The sequence below is a fragment of the Candidatus Paraluminiphilus aquimaris genome, from assembly GCF_026230195.1.
In the GTDB taxonomy this organism is placed as follows: domain Bacteria; phylum Pseudomonadota; class Gammaproteobacteria; order Pseudomonadales; family Halieaceae; genus Luminiphilus; species Luminiphilus aquimaris.
In genome coordinates this window covers 1980991-1999213 of record NZ_CP036501.1, presented here as the reverse complement: position 1 = coordinate 1999213, position 18223 = coordinate 1980991, and the positions used below count along the sequence as shown (strand labels likewise).

17 protein-coding genes and 1 tRNA gene are annotated in these 18223 nt (G+C 52.7%); 16 read left to right on the top strand and 2 right to left on the bottom strand.

The genetic code is table 11. The features are described 5' to 3' along the window. Positions 1–51: 51 nt before the first annotated feature. Entirely contained in the window at positions 52–2799 is a 2748-nt protein-coding gene (locus tag E0F26_RS09125) for an Rne/Rng family ribonuclease (protein WP_279241350.1), read from the bottom strand. Positions 2800–3190: 391 nt separating this feature from the next. Here E0F26_RS09125 and rluC point away from each other — a divergent pair, with 391 nt between their 5' ends. After that, complete coding sequence (gene rluC / locus E0F26_RS09120) at positions 3191–4126, top strand: 23S rRNA pseudouridine(955/2504/2580) synthase RluC (protein WP_279241349.1); 936 nt, start codon at positions 3191–3193, stop codon at positions 4124–4126. A gap of 23 nt (positions 4127–4149) precedes the next feature. Here the strand turns inward: rluC and E0F26_RS09115 are convergent, their stop codons facing one another. Beyond that, positions 4150–4722, bottom strand: coding sequence for a Maf family protein (locus E0F26_RS09115; protein WP_279241348.1), 573 nt, complete (start codon positions 4720–4722; stop codon positions 4150–4152). 82 nt (positions 4723–4804) lie between these two features. Here E0F26_RS09115 and E0F26_RS09110 point away from each other — a divergent pair, with 82 nt between their 5' ends. The 15 genes from E0F26_RS09110 to lon all read left to right on the top strand — a co-directional run bounded on the left by E0F26_RS09110 (position 4805) and on the right by lon (position 18217). Further along, complete coding sequence (locus tag E0F26_RS09110) at positions 4805–5335, top strand: YceD family protein (RefSeq protein ID WP_279241347.1); 531 nt, start codon at positions 4805–4807, stop codon at positions 5333–5335. A 66-nt stretch (positions 5336–5401) separates the two neighbouring features. After that, entirely contained in the window at positions 5402–5584 is a 183-nt protein-coding gene (gene rpmF, locus E0F26_RS09105) for a 50S ribosomal protein L32 (protein ID WP_279241346.1), read from the top strand. Positions 5585–5588: 4 nt separating this feature from the next. Continuing rightward, entirely contained in the window at positions 5589–6521 is a 933-nt protein-coding gene (gene fabD, locus E0F26_RS09100; protein WP_279241345.1) for an ACP S-malonyltransferase, read from the top strand. 81 nt (positions 6522–6602) lie between these two features. Continuing rightward, on the top strand, positions 6603–7343 hold the full coding sequence (gene fabG, locus E0F26_RS09095) for a 3-oxoacyl-ACP reductase FabG (protein WP_279241344.1): 741 nt from the start codon (positions 6603–6605) through the stop codon (positions 7341–7343). Between the two features lie 102 nt (positions 7344–7445). Beyond that, on the top strand, positions 7446–7682 hold the full coding sequence (gene acpP / locus E0F26_RS09090; RefSeq protein WP_009470843.1) for an acyl carrier protein: 237 nt from the start codon (positions 7446–7448) through the stop codon (positions 7680–7682). Positions 7683–7779: 97 nt separating this feature from the next. After that, a complete protein-coding gene (gene fabF, locus E0F26_RS09085; protein WP_279241343.1) occupies positions 7780–9021 on the top strand; it encodes a beta-ketoacyl-ACP synthase II in 1242 nt (413 codons plus the stop codon). 20 nt (positions 9022–9041) lie between these two features. After that, positions 9042–10076, top strand: coding sequence for an endolytic transglycosylase MltG (mltG, locus tag E0F26_RS09080; RefSeq protein ID WP_279241342.1), 1035 nt, complete (start codon positions 9042–9044; stop codon positions 10074–10076). Continuing rightward, the gene (gene tmk / locus E0F26_RS09075; RefSeq protein WP_279241341.1) at positions 10076–10723 is read left to right on the top strand and encodes a dTMP kinase; all 648 of its coding nucleotides are present in this window, start codon (positions 10076–10078) and stop codon (positions 10721–10723) included. Before mltG ends, tmk begins: the two co-directional genes overlap by 1 nt. Beyond that, positions 10716–11678 carry an AAA family ATPase gene (locus E0F26_RS09070; protein ID WP_279241340.1) on the top strand — a complete coding sequence of 321 codons (963 nt, stop codon included), beginning with the start codon at positions 10716–10718 and terminating at the stop codon, positions 11676–11678. Before tmk ends, E0F26_RS09070 begins: the two co-directional genes overlap by 8 nt. A gap of 41 nt (positions 11679–11719) precedes the next feature. Then, positions 11720–12064 (top strand): PilZ domain-containing protein, encoded by a 345-nt coding sequence (locus E0F26_RS09065; RefSeq protein ID WP_279241339.1) that lies wholly within the window; start codon positions 11720–11722, stop codon positions 12062–12064. A gap of 133 nt (positions 12065–12197) precedes the next feature. Beyond that, positions 12198–12282 (top strand) — tRNA-Leu (locus tag E0F26_RS09060). A 64-nt stretch (positions 12283–12346) separates the two neighbouring features. Further along, a complete protein-coding gene (gene tig / locus E0F26_RS09055) occupies positions 12347–13675 on the top strand; it encodes a trigger factor (protein ID WP_279241338.1) in 1329 nt (442 codons plus the stop codon). Between the two features lie 27 nt (positions 13676–13702). Then, positions 13703–14320: an ATP-dependent Clp endopeptidase proteolytic subunit ClpP gene (clpP, locus tag E0F26_RS09050; protein ID WP_279241337.1), complete on the top strand. Its 618-nt coding sequence runs from the start codon at positions 13703–13705 to the stop codon at positions 14318–14320. A 96-nt stretch (positions 14321–14416) separates the two neighbouring features. Beyond that, a complete protein-coding gene (gene clpX / locus E0F26_RS09045) occupies positions 14417–15694 on the top strand; it encodes an ATP-dependent Clp protease ATP-binding subunit ClpX (protein ID WP_279241336.1) in 1278 nt (425 codons plus the stop codon). A gap of 102 nt (positions 15695–15796) precedes the next feature. Further along, positions 15797–18217 carry an endopeptidase La gene (gene lon / locus E0F26_RS09040; protein WP_279241335.1) on the top strand — a complete coding sequence of 807 codons (2421 nt, stop codon included), beginning with the start codon at positions 15797–15799 and terminating at the stop codon, positions 18215–18217. Positions 18218–18223: the final 6 nt, after the last annotated feature.

Here is an 18223-nt window from a genome sequence, read left to right as displayed (position 1 = left end):
ATCGACGACTGTCGAAGGAAGCGCCGCATTATAGCGATGCCACCCTGACTATCAAGCTTCCTGAGCGTTATTTTCTCCCGAAGATGAATCCATTGGTTCGTCGCTCTCCCTCGGACCTCGTGGATCGTTAGCCGCGCGCGCCGGGTTGTTCGCGATTTTGACCGCATCAGGGGAGGCGGCAACGTTAAACAAGGCGCGCATTCCTGATTCAACAACGACTTCAGTAACGGGATTTGCTTCAACGCGTGGGTCATTGATCGCTCTGCCAGTCTCAGTTACACCGCTTCGGTCGAGAACCGTTGCTGGTGCGTCTGAGGCCGCCGCTTCAGATGTTGAACCATCGCTCAAACGCTTGTCAGTATGAGGCGCAACAGGTTTAGCCTCTTCAGGCTTTACCGGCTCGCTTGACTGAACATTTGCCGCCAGATCATCTTCTTTCGCAACTGCTGCAGAGGTGACGTTGGCAAACAGATCACCTGACTCACCCGACGCACCTGATTCTTCTACCTCGGCAACCGAAGACAGTGTAGACGCAGAGATGACCTCAGGGGAGGTGCCGTCTGTTGTCGCTGCTGACTCTGTTGACGAATTGTCTGTTCTTGGGCCACGCCTGCGACGACGACGGCCTTCAGAACGTTTATCTGAAGGTCGGTGTCTTGGCTCTGCTTCGCTATGACCGTCGGAGTCATTGGAAGCCACTGCGTCGGCGTTATCTGTTTCATTGCCCACCAGGTTGTCGACGTCGTCGGTTAACGCTTCAGTTCCCTCCGATCCAGTCGCGGCCGAACCCTCTGCCGCAACTTCGCCAGCACCGCGCCGACGACCGCCCCGTCGACCGCGTCTGCGACGCTTCTTGGGCTCACCTTCGCTACTGTCGTCGCTGGTTTTCTCCGCTACCGACGGTGTTTCCGCAACGACGACGGTTTCTGTCGCCGCGGCATCAGCCACTGCTTGCTTAGCAGGGCGTTTGCGCTGACGATTATTTCGTCGCTTGGGCTTGTTTCCTGCGCGCTCGCCGGTCTTCTTGCCCTCACCGCCGGACTTTTCTTCCGGTTCTTCGTCTTTGGGTATCGGCGCAAATAAAGCAGCCCACAACCGAGGAAATAACCCAGGCTTGACGGGTGCCGTTTCGGGTGCGGACGCTGGCTCTGAATTCTTCGCTTCGGTCTCTGGTGCAGGTGATGCTGCAGGAGGGGGTGCATCGGGCGTCACACCTCGCACAAGCGCCTGTGGCGCCGGTGCTCCTTTATCCTCGTCACTGACCGCCGCTTCCGCCTCGAAGGCCGTAAGGTCAATCTCAAAGCTCTCGCGTTGCTCCTCCTCGACTTCATCGTCTCTTAAGCGAATGACTTCGAAGTGGGGGGTCTGCATATTGGGATTAGGAATAATGAGGACACGAACCTTGGTTGCCTGCTCAATTTCTCCAACCGCCGAACGCTTTTCGTTTAGCAAAAACGCAGAGACATCGACTGGAACAATTACTCTTACTTCACCTGTTCGCTCTTTCGACGCCTCTTCTTGAATCAGGCGGAGAATGGCGAGAGCGAGTGATTTGGTGTCTCGGATAGTGCCCTGACCGTTACAGCGAGGACATACCATGCCGCTTGTCTCACCCAATGAGGGACGAAGGCGCTGTCGCGACATTTCGAGCAATCCAAATCGAGATATCCGACCCAGCTGTACGCGCGCTCGATCAATTTCAAGCGAATCACGCATCCGATTCTCGACAGCACGTTGATTCTTAGACGCATTCATATCGATGAAATCGATTACGACAAGGCCGCCCATATCCCGAAGCCGTAGCTGTCGAGCGATCTCTTCTGCTGCTTCTAAATTGGTCTGCAGTGCTGTTTGCTCAATATCGCTGCCTTTTGTCGCGCGGGCAGAGTTGATATCGATAGAGACAAGCGCCTCGGTCGGATCAATCACAATCGATCCACCTGACGGGAGTCTTACTTCTCTTTGGAATGCAGTCTCAATCTGACCTTCCACTTGGAAGCGGTTAAAGAGGGGCAACGAATCATCGTAAGCCTTGATGCGATTTTGATATTTCGGCATCACCATGCTTACAAAATCAAGCGCCTGACGGTGAGCGTGCGCGTCATCAATCAAAACTTGATCGATATCGTCTTTAAGGTAATCACGTATAGCGCGGATAATGACGTCGCTCTCCTGGTACAAGAGCGTCTGAGGGGGGTTCTCATCTGCAGCCTCAGAGATGGCTGCCCATAATTTTAAAAGGTAGTCCAGGTCCCACTGGAGCTCCTCTGCAGAGCGACCAACACCTGCGGTTCGAATGATGACACCCATCCCGTTGGGTATTTCGAGTTGGTTTAGTGCGTCACGAAGCTCTGTTCGATCGTCACCTTCGATGCGACGTGAGATACCACCCGCTTTAGGATTGTTGGGCATCAAAACCATGTAACGGCCGGGGAGGCTGATATAGGTGGTTAACGCTGCACCCTTAGTACCGCGCTCTTCCTTGTCAACTTGAACGATGACTTCGGTACCTTCTTTGATGGCATCTTTAATGCGCATCTTACCGTCAGAGGGTGACGAGGATCGGTAGTACTGATGAGCAATTTCTTTGAGTGGCAAAAAACCGTGGCGCTCAGCGCCAAAGTCTACAAATGCCGCCTCGAGGCTGGGCTCGACGCGCGTTACTTTCGCTTTGTATACGTTGGCCTTGGTTTGGAGTCTGGCGCGATTCTCGATATCTAAATCGTAGAGTCGCTGGCCATCGACGAGCGCAACGCGAACTTCTTCGCGCTCGGTGGCGTTTATTAACATCTTCTTCATTTGTTAGGTTCCATAAGGCAACCCAACAGCAGGCGAGCGCACTTTCGTGCACGACACTGAGGTTTGACGAGCCAGTTGGCTACGTTGCTATCTACTTGTCGCAACTGAATTTTTTTTTACAAATCCAGCTAAATTCTCTCCGCGCTATTGGATCGCGGTTTAACTTATCGCTCTGAGCTGCCGTGACTGCTTTTCTCTCGATTCCAACGCGCCGGCGCTTCGAGCGGTTTACTGTTCCTGGCGGGGTCTATCGCGAGCAGGGAGTGCCCTGCGGTTCGCTTTCGCGTAAAGTATCGCGCGCAGACTCGCCGGGGCGGGAGCATAGCACCGCGCAAGTGGGACATCAATCAACATAACATTTACATCACCCAACAGAGGCTCGAAACCACTCGTGACCAAAACCAGCGTGCAGTTCATTACGCTTTCGGAGGAGGAGTCAGGCCAACGCCTGGATAACTTCCTACTTCGCATCTTAAGTGGCGTGCCTAAGACGCGAATTTACAAAGCGATACGTAAGGGTGAGGTGCGGATTAATAAAGGGCGAGCAAAGCCTGAAACCAAACTGGTGGCAGGAGATCTCGTCAGAATTCCGCCCCTGGACGTGGCAGATGTAAAGGCTGCGGCTTCGATTCCTGACCGATGGTTCCGTCGGATAGAGCAGAGCATTGTTTACGACGACAAAGATCTCATTGTGCTAAATAAACCGACAGGACTTGCGGTTCATGGTGGCAGCGGGGTGACCTTTGGCCTGATTGAGTCGTTGCGTCAACTATATCCAAACCAGCGTTATTTGGAGCTTGTACACCGGTTGGACCGGGATACCTCCGGCTTGATTATGATAGCGAAGCGGGCGTCTACCCTCAGGGAGCTGCATCAATTACTCAGAGGAGACGGAGTCGATAAGCGTTATCTTGCGCTCGTGCACGGCAAGTGGCCGTCTTACCGTGTCCGGGTTGAGGCATCGCTCGAAAAGACGGGGCTTTCTTCGGGGGAGCGCATTGTCCGCGTATCGGCTGAAGGGCGGCGAAGTGTCACTGATTTTAAGGTGTTGGAGCGACTGACTGGGGCTACCTTAATAGAGGCCAAGCCGATAACGGGTCGCACCCATCAGATTCGAGTGCATGCCCAGCACGCGGGGCACCCCATAATGGCAGATTCAAAATACACCACTGAGGAGCAGCTGGCGCTTGCCAAGTCCATAGGGTTAAAGCGACTGTTTCTTCACGCACACCGCCTGTCGTTTAAACTCGACGGAAAGCGTTACTCGTTTGAGGCCCCTATGGATGACGAATTGAAGCGAGTTTGCGACGCGATAACACCTACTTGATTCCCATTGCCCTGAGTGGACGCCTAGGGAACAGGAACGCCTTCATCACGCAACATCGCGCAGAGTTTTATCAGAGGCAGTCCCTCCAACGCTGTGGGGTCCGGACCTTCTAGCTCCCGCATCAGTGAGATGCCTAGCCGCTCCCATTTAAAAGAGCCAGCGCAGTCCAGTGGCGTATCTGCCTCGACATAACGAGTAATTTCGTCGTTTGACAATGGCCTTAAGGATGCGCGATAGACAACGTAATCGAGGTGGCAGTGATCAGTAACCGTGTTTAAGAGGGCAAGACTCGTGTAGAAAGTAATGGTCTGTCCCTGCGCCTGTTTGAGTTGTGCTTCTGCTTTTTCAGGGGTGCCGGGTTTGTGCAGCTGACGATCGCTCAAGACGGCCACTTGATCTGAGCCGATAACGAGCGCGTTATTTACCGAAACAGACCGAGCCTTTTCTTCAGCAAGACGAAGTGAAAGCGCTGTGAACGACTCGCCGTCAATGGGGGTTTCGTCCGTATTAGGCGCAATGGCTTTAAAGGGAAGTCCCAATCGCTCCATCAAGGCCGCGCGGTAAGGGGAGGTCGATGCTAGGATGATATTTTTCACGTGCGGTGGCCCATGTTCGATGTGAGTTTTTGACAGCATTGAATTTTGACAGCATCCGCACCCATACGTATAGTCCGCCGCCATGTCGCAAACCTCTATACCCAAGGAAGCTGAGTTACGGAATTGGGCTGCGCGTGAGTTAAGCGCAAAGGGTGTCGTCAGCCTTGAGAAAATGCAACGCCTTGCGTCCGCAACACTGGGTGCAAAATCTGATGCTAATGCAGTGCTGGCTTGCCGTAGAGATGAACAGCACCGTTACTTGGTGGATATAACGACCGATATGACGGTGGTTATGCAGTGCCAGCGGTGTCTGCAACCTTGCGATGTAGATTTGCGCACCTCAGCTACACTGTGCGTACTTTGGGATGATGAAGCGGCAAATGACTTGCCGGCGAATTATGACCCACTGATTTCAGGGGATGTAACGAACTTGCATGCCCTGGTTGAGGAAGAGCTGTTGTTAGCCCTGCCTGCTGTGCCGATGCACAAGCCGGAAGACTGTGGGCACAGCGGAACGGAATTTGGAAACGGCGTCGAGGCGGTCCCTGCTCAGCGCGAAAAACCATTTGCGGCGTTGGGAGAGTTACTTAAAGACAACGCAACAAAGACGTAAACAATGGATTAAAATTATTCCATCGCGCTAGCCCTAAAGCGACGCGTTGGTAAAAAGGAGAGCACTATGGCTGTTCAGCAGAATCGAAAAACGCGTTCAAAGCGTGGCATGCGTCGTTCGCACGATGCGTTAGGCGGGTCAACATTAACCGTTGATAGCACCTCGGGAGAGACGCGCCGTCGTCACCATGTCAGTGCAGATGGCTTCTACAAGGGCGAGAAAGTCTTAGACACTAACAACGACGACTAACACCATGACTCTGGGTGTCGTTTTCCCTGGACAGGGTTCTCAGCGTGTCGGCATGCTGTCTGAGGCTGCCGGAGCGTATCCGGTGGTTCAGGCTACGTTCGCCGAAGCGAGCGATGCGCTCGGATACGATCTATGGTCACTGGTGTCTGAAGACCCCCAAGAGCGGTTGGGTCTGACAGAATTCACGCAGCCTGCCATTCTCACGGCGAGCGTAGCGCTTTATCGCGCGTGTGTGGCCGAGCACCAAATCTCTCCTATTGCTGCCGCCGGGCACAGTCTCGGCGAGTACTCCGCGCTTGTAGCCGCGGGCGTGCTGTCGCTAGCCGATGGCGCAACGCTTGTCAGCAAGCGGGGCGCAGCAATGCAAAAGGCCGTTCCAGTGGGTGAGGGAGGTATGGCGGTCGTTCTCGGTCTAGAAGATGCTGTGGTTTCTCAGGTGTGTGACGCTATATCCACCCCCGACGCTTTTGTTGGCGGAGTGAACTTCAATGCGCCGGGGCAGGTCGTTATCGCCGGTGACGCAAAGGCGGTTGCCGGCGCTGTGTCTGCGTTAAAAGAAGCGGGTGCCAGGCGGGCTATGCCGTTACCGGTTTCAGCGCCTTTTCATACGCCCCTAATGCAGCCAGCCGCAGTGGTCATGGCGGACGCATTTGATGGGGTGGCGTGGAGCGAGCCGAGTTTCCCTGTCGTAAGCAACGTGGACGGCGCGCTACAAACTTCTACAGAGGCGATCAAAGCAAGTTTGGTGAAGCAGATTTCTATGCCCGTGCTTTGGACCCAGTGTGTCAAGACGCTGCAAATCGCAGGCTGTGACCAATTTATAGAATGTGGTCCCGGTAACGTCCTGTGTGGATTGAGCAAGCGAATCGACAAAGCAGTACCTATCAAATCCATCGAATCTGTCGCTGCGCTCGAAGCGGGCTTATCTGACCTTTAGAGAACAGCCATACTTTTAGATCATTGGCATTTCTTACCCTTTGCCAGTGATCGTCAATTTTAAGACGAAAGGAGTGCTTTGATGTCTGATACCGAAGTGAATCGTGTAGCGCTGGTTACTGGGGCTACGCGTGGAATCGGAAAAGCCATTGCTCATGAGTTGGCGACGGCAGGTCACAAAGTCATTGGCACGGCGACCTCTGATGCTGGAGCAGCCACAATTGCGGAGAATTTGCGTGCAGCGGGTGGTGCTGGCATTCGATTGGACGTAAGCGATGTTGAAGCGGTGAGAGAGTCAGTTGCAGCTATTGTGTCAGAGCACGGCGCGCCTACTATTCTCGTGAATAACGCGGGCATTACGCGCGACAATTTGATGATGCGCATGAAAGACGACGAGTGGGGCGATGTACTCAACACCAACTTAAACGCGCTGTTTACCGTTAGTAAAGCGTGTTTGCGGGGGATGACAAAAGCGCGCTGGGGAAGGATTATCAATATTTCCTCTGTCGTGGGATCCATGGGTAATGCCGGTCAGGCAAACTATGCGGCGAGTAAAGCCGGTGCAGAAGGGATGTCGCGGGCCATGGCAAAGGAATTGGGTTCAAGATCGGTAACGGTGAATTGTGTTGCGCCCGGATTCATCGCTACAGATATGACCGAGGTCCTCACCGAGGAACAAAAAGGCCTAATTTTGGGTCAAATTCCTCTCGGGAGGCTCGGTGCGCCCGAGGAGATAGCTAAGGTCGTTGCTTTTCTAGCAAGTGACGCCGGTGGCTACATCACAGGTGAAACCATTCATGTGAATGGCGGTATGTACATGTGATGCGAAAAAATGCGGGTTTTAATTCGTCGATATATCGGTAAAATCCGCACGCAATTGGCTGAAGAGCCACTTAGAAGAAACGGAAACTAAAAAGGGAACGTCATGAGCAACATTGAAGATCGCGTAAAAAAGATCGTGGCAGAGCAGCTTGGGGTAAAGGAAGATGAAGTGAACAATGCCTCATCTTTCGTCGACGATTTGGGTGCTGATTCACTTGACACTGTTGAGTTGGTCATGGCGCTTGAAGAGGAATTCGATACTGAAATTCCTGACGAAGAAGCCGAGCAGATCACAACGGTACAGCTCGCTATTAACTACATTAACGAGAACTTGGCCTAAACACGGACAAATTTCTCGAGAAAAAGCCGCTCTTTTTTATAGAAGAGCGGCTTTTTTTTTGCTGATACACTGAAGTTAACGAAGTCTGGGGGTTTCTATGAACAACCGAAGAGTTGTCGTCACAGGAATGGGGGCGGTAACAGCGTTAGGCTTGGACGCGGAGTCGACTTGGACCGGTGTGGTCAACGGTCGCAACGGCGTGAAAGCGATTGAGCATTTCGATGCGAGTGCTTTTTCGACACGCTTCAGTGCCAGCCTAGAGAATTTCTCTACTGAGGGTTACCTCGAGCCTCGTGATGCGAAGCGCATGGACCTGTTCATTCAGTATGGCATGGTCGCAGGTATTCAGGCTATGCGCGACTCTGGGTTGGAAATTACCGAGGCCAATCAGGATAGGGTTGGCTGTAATGTTGGCGCGGGTATTGGTGGAATTGGGCTGATCGAGAAAACGTCTTTATTGATGAATAAGTCTGGCCCCCGAAAGATCTCACCATTCTTTGTGCCCGGCTCCATCATCAACATGGTCGCTGGCAATCTGTCGATTGAGTTCAATTTACGGGGTCCAAACCTAGCGATGGTCACCGCATGTACCACGGGCACTCACAGCATTGGGTTGGGTGCGCGTTTAATCGCCGCAGGTGACGCAGATGCGATGCTAGTTGGTGGTGCAGAGATGGGGACAACACCTGCGGGGCTCGGTGGTTTTGCCGCCGCACGCGCGCTAAGCACCCGCAATGATGATCCGGCCACCGCTTCAAGACCCTGGGACAAGGATAGAGACGGTTTTGTTCTTGGCGATGGCGCAGGTGTGATGCTTATCGAGTCGCTAGAGAGTGCGCAGGCCCGTGGCGCTAATATTTACGCTGAAGTCGTTGGCTTCGGTATGAGTGGGGATGCCTATCACATGACGTCTCCCCCCGAAGACGGACGTGGTGCGGCGTTATCGATGCGTAATGCACTGACTAGCGCAGGTATGAACGCTGACGCAGTCGACTACATCAATGCGCATGGCACATCGACGCCCGCCGGCGATGTCGCTGAGACGCTGGCAATTAAAAGCGTCTTCGGCGCCCACGCCCACAACGTGGCAGTCAGTTCTACCAAGTCGATGATCGGGCACTTACTCGGTGCAGCGGGTGCCGTAGAGGCGATTTTTTCCACACTTGCCATCAGGGATGGGGTTGCGCCACCGACGATAAACCTGACAAATCCTGATGATGGCTGCGATCTCAACTACGTGCCTGGCGTCGCTCAGGAGCGAGATATCCGTGTTGCAATGTCGAACTCATTTGGCTTTGGCGGCACCAACGGCACACTCATCTTTAAAAAGTTTGAGTAAATGGTTTTAGGGCGTCACCGTTGAGTCGTTTTTTCGGCCCCCGACTACCTCTTTTTCTGCTTACTCTCGCCCTAAGCTTTATGGCTGTGGGTGCTTACATTGCTAACGAACTTGATCGTGAGGTACAGGTCACCGATCCGTCCCAGGTGTTTTTTGTACAACAAGGTGATGGTGTGATTCGAGTGCTGACGGCGCTCGAGGCGCAAGGGATTATCCGATCAGGTGTTTTGTCGCGATTATCGATGGTGCTTCGTGGTGATACGTTTTCGGTGAAACCTGGGGAGTATCGTCTGCGCCGTGGCGAAACATTGCATACCTTGCTCCAGCGATTTAACGATAATGATGTGGTTGTATACAGCGTTACGATCCCCGAGGGCGTGACCTTTCAGTGGATGCTAGAGAGGTTATGGCGTCATCCCCAGGTCACTCGAACGCTAAGCACTGCAAACGATAAGGCTATTGGTTCCTTAATAGCGCCCCAGATCTCTCCAGAGGGACTGTTCTTACCTGAGACCTATCTCATTTCACGAGGCACATCGGATATCGAGGTGCTGAGACAGGCGAGGGCTGCGATGGAGCGTGAGCTCCAGCAGCTTTGGCGAGAAAGAGATCCGAGCATACCGCTAATAGAGCCTTATGAAGCGTTAATACTGGCGTCCATTATCGAGAAAGAAACAGGGCTAGGGTCCGAGCGTCCTGAGATCGGGGGCGTGTTTACACGACGGATCAAGAAAGGAATGCGACTGCAAACCGATCCAACCGTCATATATGGCTTAGGGTCTGACTTTGATGGCAACTTGAAGCGAAGCCATTTACGGGATGATACAAACCCCTACAACACCTACCGCATTTCGGGTCTTCCCCCCACACCCATTGCGCTTCCCGGCAAGGCGGCACTGATCGCGGCAACGCATCCACAACCGGGGGAGACGTTATACTTCGTAGCACGAGGCGATGGCAGCCACGCATTTAGTAAAACCCTCGTTGAGCACGAGGAAAATGTGAGACGCTATCAGCTAAACCGAAAGCAAAACTATCGATCGAGTCCGCGCTAATGGCTACATTACGTTCCGAAGGAAAGTTCATCACCTTAGAAGGTGGAGAAGGCGCCGGAAAATCTACCAGCCGTGAATTTATCGTTGAGTTACTTGATGCCCGTAATATCCCGTTTGTGCAAACCCGAGAGCCTGGTGGTACGGCACTTAGCGAAGCGCTCAGGTCGCTACTCCTCACTAAAGAGGGACCTGCTCCGTCTGTCGAAGCCGAATTGCTTATGATCTTTGCGGCGCGCGCGCAACATTTACACGAAATTATTGAGCCTGCGCTCGCGGAGGGAACATGGGTTCTGTGTGATCGCTTTACCGACGCGACCTACGCCTACCAAGGGTTTGGTCGAGGGTACAACCTGAGCGCAATTGAGTTGCTCGAGCAAATGGTACAGAAAGGGCGCCATCCTGACTTAACGTTGCTGTTTGATCTTGATCCGGGTATCGGAATCGAACGCGCTCGTAAGCGTGCCGAACTCGATCGTTTTGAGGAAGAGGAGCTGGCCTTTTTTGAGCGCGTTAGGGATGGGTATCTGACGCGAGCGAAAGGCAATCCGCGTTTCGTTGTGATTGACGCGGCGCAACCTGTGAATGTTGTGCAGCGAGCACTCCAAAAGACGCTCGAGCCCTATTTTGGAAGTGAGTTTCATGGATAGCGAGCTCTACCCAGAACACGAGGCATTGGTTGCTGAGCTTGTTCAGCTTCAAGATGTTGACCGTCTTCCTCACGCGATGCTACTGACCAGCGATTCGGGTCTGGGCCTTAAAGCGGTTTGTCAACATTTAGCACAGGCGTTGCTTAAGAGGGCAGGGCAAGCATCGGAGGCGGACACTGCTGAGTTACTGTCTGCAGGAACGCATGGAGACTTTCGTTGGGTTGCGACCCTTGATGGCAAGTCAAGTATTGGCGTCGATCAGGTGCGTGTTGCCTGCGAGTTTGTCTCCAAAACTGCAGGTTATGGCACGCTAAAAGTATTGGTTGTCGAGGAAGCAGACAAACTTACGTCGGCGGCAGCGAACGCACTACTGAAGACCCTTGAGGAACCCCAGGGCGATACGCTCATTATTTTGATGAGTCGGAGGCCCTGGCTACTGCCCGCAACGGTTCGTTCTCGCTGTCAAGCTCGCAAACTTCCGCGCTTAAGCGAGGCAACCTGCAAAGCTGAACTTGCAAAGCAGGGGCTGACATCCGAATCGTATTCAGAGCAAACGTCCCGCTTTCTTGAAAACTGGTTGGTTTCTGCCTTGGGTGGCACCCTTGAAGCACATCGAGAAGTTCGGTTAGTTTTGAACAAGGTGCTTGACCGGGATTTAAGCGCGCGAGAACTGACTGAATGTTTGATGAAGTTTGAGCTATCTGAGGCCGTTGAAGCGGTGGTGCGTGCGTTAGAGGAGCGACTTGCTAACCTTGACGCTACGGGGCATGGGCTGCCGACACTTATTACTCTGCATCGCCTAATTGCGTCTTTGATGCAGCGTATTCGCGGCGGTGCTACGCCCGCACGCGAGGTTGCCTGTTATGAAATTGGGGTGTTGACCGCTGGTGCGAGCGAAAACAAGATCAATGTTGTGAGAGAGGGTTTACACTTAATGGGCGTTGCGCGCATTTAAGTCGTGTGGCGAAAGAGTCTATAAGCAAGGATGTTGCTGTAGTGGGTGAAGAAAATAAGCAAGGCATACTGTCGCTAACCATTAAGGACCGAGCTGTTCTCTATGCAGCCTATATGCCGTTCGTTCGTAACGGCGGGCTGTTCGTGCCCACGAATAAACGTTACGAATTGGGGGAAGAGGTATTTATCCTCCTCGCGCTGATGGATGAACCAGAAAAAATCCCAATTACTGGCAAGGTGGTTTGGATTACGCCAAAGGGTGCGCAGGGAAACCGTCAAGCAGGTATTGGCGTGCAATTTTCTGAAGCCGACTTTGCTGCGGCCACTAAGATAGAAGATCACTTAGGCACGGGTTTGGTGTCCGATAGGCCAACACACACAATGTGACCCTCGGCGGGCAAGCTTTTTGTGTGTCTCGCGGCGTTTTTTTGGCATCGCATTGAATCAAACCATCTAATGTGACACCATCCGCGCCCTTAGGTCGGGATGCACCGAAACACTCGAAAGAGTGATCGATTACGCGGAAGTGGCGAAATTGGTAGACGCGCTGGATTTAGGTTCCAGTGTCTTACGACGTGAGAGTTCGAGTCTCTCCTTCCGCACCATATTCCAATATTGAGTTACGCCTCATCACGAGGCTTTATCAGGTTATAGAGTTAGGAGACGAGGATGCGTGTCTCGGTAGAAACAACATCGGGTTTGGAACGTAAATTAACAGTTGGCGTTCCCGCTGATGATGTAGATTCGGCGGTCGACAAAAAATTAGCTGAGGCAGCGAAGAACGTCCGCTTGCCCGGTTTTCGCCCTGGCAAGGTGCCCATGCGAGTCATGAAGCAGCGCTTTGGTGCCGGCGTTCGCCAGGAGGTACTTGGTGACGTTGTAAATCGCTCTTTCTCAGAAGCGGTTATGGGGGAGAACCTGCGGCCCGCGGGACAGCCCAACATTGAAATTAAGACCTTCGAGAGTGGTGAGGACGTTGAGTATGTTGCAACGTTTGAGATTTACCCTACGGTGACGCTGAACGAGGTAAAGGATTTCGATGTAACGAAATTAGTGTGTGACGTTGCTGAGACTGATGTCGACGAGATTATCGAGATATTTCAGAAGCAGCAGGGTCAACTCGTAGCAGTAGATCGGGCAGCTGAGCAGGGCGATACGCTTACAATTGACTTTGAGGGTTTCAAAGACGGTGAAGCCTTCGAGGGTGGTTCGGGCACTGATACGGCACTTGAGTTAGGCTCAGGAAGAATGATCCCCGGTTTTGAAGACGGGCTTGTTGGTGCAAAAGCGGGTGACGAGCGGGCGCTCGATCTAACGTTCCCTGACGATTACCACGCCGAAGAGCTCAAGGGTGCCGCGGTTGAGTTCAAAGTAACCGTAAAAGAGGTCAAGGCGTTAGAGCTTGCCGAGTTGAATGCAGAGCTGTTTGCCTCCTACGGTGTCGAGGACGACGATGTCGAGGCCTTCAGAACTGAAGTGCGGAAAAACATGGAACGCGAGTTAAAGGCGGCCGTTGACGGGCACGTCAAACAACAGGTGATGGATGCAATTGTAGAGGCGCACCCTGGACTCGAAATTCCAAACAGTCTTATTGCTCAGGAGACGGATGCACTTCGTGGTCAAATGTTTCAGCAATTTGGCGGTGCCGTAAGTCCAGACATGGATCTGAAGAGTATTCTCCCAGATGAGATGTTCACTGAGAGAGCTGAGACTCGCGTTAAGCTGGGTTTACTCGTCAGTGAGCTCGTACAGGAGTTGGGTGTGCGTGCAGAACCCAATAAAGTGCGGGAGCTGATTGAAGATATCGCTTCAACATACCAAGACCCGACTGAGGTTATAAATTGGTATTACGAAGATAACGACCAGCTCATGGGTATTGAATCTCGTGTCCTAGAAGACGCGGTGGTTGATAAGCTTCTGGAGAGTGCAGCTGTCACTGAGGAAGCGACGGGCTATCAGGACGCGTTACAACGCGCCCGAGAAGCGTCTCAGCAATAGTCGAAACAGAGATAAAAGGAGCCGGTCATGGCACAACGATTTGACGTCGGAAACGAGCAAGCGCTGGGGCTAGTGCCAATGGTCATCGAGCAGACATCGAGGGGTGAGCGGTCCTTCGATATCTACTCCCGCCTTTTGAAAGAGCGTGTCATTTTTATTGTCGGTCCCATTGAAGACCAGATGGCTAATTTGGTGGTGGCGCAGCTTCTGTTTCTTGAATCTGAGAACCCAGACAAAGACATCCATATCTACATCAACAGCCCGGGCGGCTCAGTGACCGCGGGATTGTCGATCTATGACACGATGCAGTTTGTTAAGCCCGAGGTGAGCACCATGTGTCTTGGCCAAGCGGCCTCAATGGGTGCTTTTTTGCTGAGCGGCGGCACGAAGGGCAAGCGCCTTATATTGCCTAACGCACGCACCATGATCCACCAGCCTAGCGGCGGAGCACAGGGTCAGGCGACTGACATTGAGATCCAGGCAAAAGAGATTCTGTTCTTGAGGGAGCGGCTTAATCGCCTCCTAGCTGATCACACCGGACAGCCACTTGACGTTATTGAGCGGGACACCGAGCGAGACCGTTTCATGAGTGCAGAGCAAAGTGTTGAATACGGTTTGGTCGATCAGGTTATCAGCACGCGCTGAGCGCATTTTCTGGAAACCAGATCTGCCGCCTTGCATTAGGCGTAGAAACCTATCATCTTTGTGATTCAACGAAGAACAAGCACAGGGCTAGAACGAATGACGGCTGACAGCACTAACGAAGACGGAAAACTGCTTTACTGCTCTTTCTGTGGCAAAAGTCAAAATGAGGTGCGCAAACTCATTGCTGGGCCCTCGGTCTTTATTTGCGACGAGTGCGTGGACCTATGCAACGACATTATCCGGGAAGAGATTCAGGAAACGGCCGCTCCTGAGGCGTCAGACAAACTGCCAGTACCACGCGAAATAAACGAAATTCTCGATGAGTACGTCATTGGACAAGCCCGCGCGAAACGCGTGTTATCGGTGGCGGTATACAACCACTACAAGCGGTTGCGCACTGGCGAATCGCAGAATGCGGAAGTGGAGCTGGGCAAGTCGAATATCTTGCTCGTGGGACCCACGGGGTCGGGTAAGACACTTCTAGCTGAAACGCTTGCACGCATGCTCGATGTGCCCTTTACCATTGCCGATGCCACGACACTCACGGAAGCGGGTTACGTGGGCGAGGACGTCGAAAATATTATTCAAAAGCTGTTGCAAAAGTGCGACTACGATGTCGACAAAGCGCAAATGGGCATTGTATACATCGATGAAATCGACAAGATTTCGCGCAAATCAGACAACCCGTCGATTACACGCGATGTCTCCGGAGAAGGTGTTCAACAAGCACTATTGAAACTCATTGAAGGGACTGTTGCGTCTGTTCCGCCTCAAGGCGGCCGCAAGCATCCGCAACAGGAGTTCTTGCAGGTTGATACGAGCAACATCTTGTTCATATGCGGCGGTGCGTTTGCCGGGCTAGATAAAGTGATACAGAACCGTTCGGATAAGGGCGGCATCGGCTTTTCGGCAGACGTTAAGGCACAGTCCGACAAGAAAGATTTTGCAGAAAGCCTCCGAGACTTAGAAGCCGAGGATTTGGTTCAGTACGGGCTGATTCCCGAGTTTGTGGGCCGACTCCCAATGATTGCTACGTTAGAAGAGCTTGACGTTGCAGCGCTGGTACAGATCCTAACAGAGCCCAAGAACGCGCTCACCAAGCAGTACCATAAGATGTTTGACATGGAAGGTGTCGAGATCGACTTCCGCGAAGACGGACTCAAAGCCGTGGCCACCAAAGCCATGGAGCGCAAAACGGGCGCTAGAGGCCTCCGCTCGATTCTAGAGAATGTTCTGCTTGAGTCGATGTACAACATTCCGTCGCAGGCGGGAGTGGCTAAAATTGTGGTTGATGAGTCAGTCATTAATGGCGATTCCGAGCCGCTTTTAGTTTACGAGACGCCCGACGAGTCCGTTGCTGCTCAAGACGCCTAAGTTCAATTAGACGTAACATCTCGTGAGCCTAAATTTATTGAGTTGAGGGCTTGAGTTTCCTTATAGCCCCCCCATCTCTTACTTGTGACCTTGGAGATGATCATGAGCGAAACGAGTCCAATGCAATTACCGTTATTACCTTTGCGCGATGTTGTCGTGTACCCCCATATGGTTCTGCCACTGTTTGTTGGTCGTGAGCGATCAATCGAAGCGCTAGAGCACGCCATGGCTGGAAGTAAGCAGGTTCTGCTTGTCGCCCAGCGAGAAGCCGGCGATGACAATCCAGGCGTTGACGACCTGTATCAGGTGGGAACCATCTCCACGATCCTTCAGTTATTAAAGCTCCCCGACGGGACGATTAAGGTACTTGTCGAAGGGGGCGAGCGAGCCGTCGTTGAGGCGATCGACAGCGGTGAGGAGTTCTCGCTTGCGACGGTCAGACAGCTTGAGTGCGATGAGCTTCCCCAAGACGAGGTTGATGCAACGGTTCGTGAGACGGTTGGTCATTTCGAGAAATACGTCAATGTCAGCAAGAAAGTACCCAACGAAGTTTTAACGTCGCTTTCGGGAATTGATGACCCAGGCCGATTGGCGGATACCATCGCAGCGCACATGTCAGTTGATCTTGAAGAAAAGCAAAACATTCTTGAGATGTCATCTGTGAAGCGCCGCATCGACCACCTTATGGGGCTTATGGATTCTGAAATCGATCTCTTCCAGGTCGAAAAGAAGATTCGTGGTCGTGTTAAGAAACAAATGGAGAAAAGTCAGCGCGAGTATTATCTGAATGAGCAAATGAAAGCCATCCAGAAGGAACTTGGCGAGATGGATGACGCGCCAAATGAGATAGATGAGCTTCAAACGAAGATCGTCGATGCGAAGATGTCAGAGGAGGCGAGCGAGAAGGCGAACGCGGAGCTCAGTAAGCTTAAGATGATGTCGCCAATGTCGGCTGAAGCATCGGTGGTCCGCGGATATATCGATTGGCTAGTCGGTGTCCCATGGTCGAAGCGCAGCAAGGTCAAGCACGATATCAAGCGCGCTCAAACCATTTTGGATCAGGATCACTACGGGCTCGAGGAGGTCAAGGACCGGATCCTCGAATACCTCGCTGTTCAGAAACGAGTCCGCAAGCTCAAGGGACCTGTGCTCTGCTTGGTGGGGCCGCCAGGTGTCGGTAAGACGTCGCTGGGGGAATCCATAGCGAAATCAACGAATCGAAAGTTTGTGCGAATGGCGTTAGGTGGCGTACGCGATGAGGCGGAGATTCGAGGGCATCGGCGGACCTACATCGGCTCAATGCCGGGTAAGCTGATTCAAAAAATGGTGAAAGTAGGGGTGCGCAACCCACTTTTCTTGCTCGATGAAATAGACAAGATGGGAATGGATCATCGCGGGGATCCTGCATCGGCAATGCTTGAAGTTCTTGATCCAGAGCAGAATCATGCATTTAACGATCACTATCTCGAAGTCGACTATGATCTCTCGGACGTGATGTTTGTATGTACTTCAAACACAATGAACATACCGGGGCCTTTACTTGACCGAATGGAAGTCATTCGTATTCCGGGCTACACGGAAGATGAAAAGCTGAGTATTGCGCGTAAGTATCTTTTGCCAAAGCAAGTAAAAGTGAACGGTCTCAAAGCAGATGAGATATCCGTTGCCGACGAAGCTATCCTCGATATTGTTCGCTATTACACCCGCGAAGCGGGCGTTAGAGCAATGGAGCGTGAGCTATCAAAAGTATGCAGAAAGGTCGTAAAAAAGATCGCCCTTGAAGCATGGCAGTCGGGTGAGGAAGTCAATTCTGCCAACCTTGAATCGTTGCTGGGTGTCCGTAAATTCAACTTCGGGGTGGCGGATGAGGCCAACCAAGTGGGCGAGGTGACCGGTCTGGCCTGGACTTCGGTCGGCGGGGAATTGCTTACGATAGAGGCGGCATCGGTCAGTGGTAAGGGACGTCATGTGAGAACGGGCAGTTTGGGCGACGTGATGATGGAGTCGATCCAAGCTGCTATGACCGTTGTTCGATCCCGCTCTCAAGGGCTGGGTATCCCCGCGAAGTATCATGATAGCCACGATCTGCATATTCACGTTCCTGAGGGTGCGACACCCAAAGACGGACCCAGTGCCGGTATCGGCATGTGCACAGCGCTGGTCAGCGTAGCGACCGGTATTCCTGTTCGAGCCGATGTGGCGATGACAGGTGAAATCACTCTTCGGGGAGAGGTTTTGGCGATTGGTGGCCTGAAAGAGAAATTGCTGGCCGCTCGACGCGGGGGCATTAAGACCGTCATCATTCCCAAGGAGAATGAGCGCGATTTGGCGGAGGTTCCCGATAAAATTACCGACAACCTCACTATCAAACCCGTAAAGTGGATCGATGAAGTACTCGAAATAGCGCTCGAGAGCTCGCCAACGCCGCTTTCAGACGAGCTTTACATGGCCGGTCAAAACGACCCCAAAGTCGCCTCAGCTGGCGAAGAAGAGGGGAGCGACAAACCTTCCGTGGCACATTGACGCGTT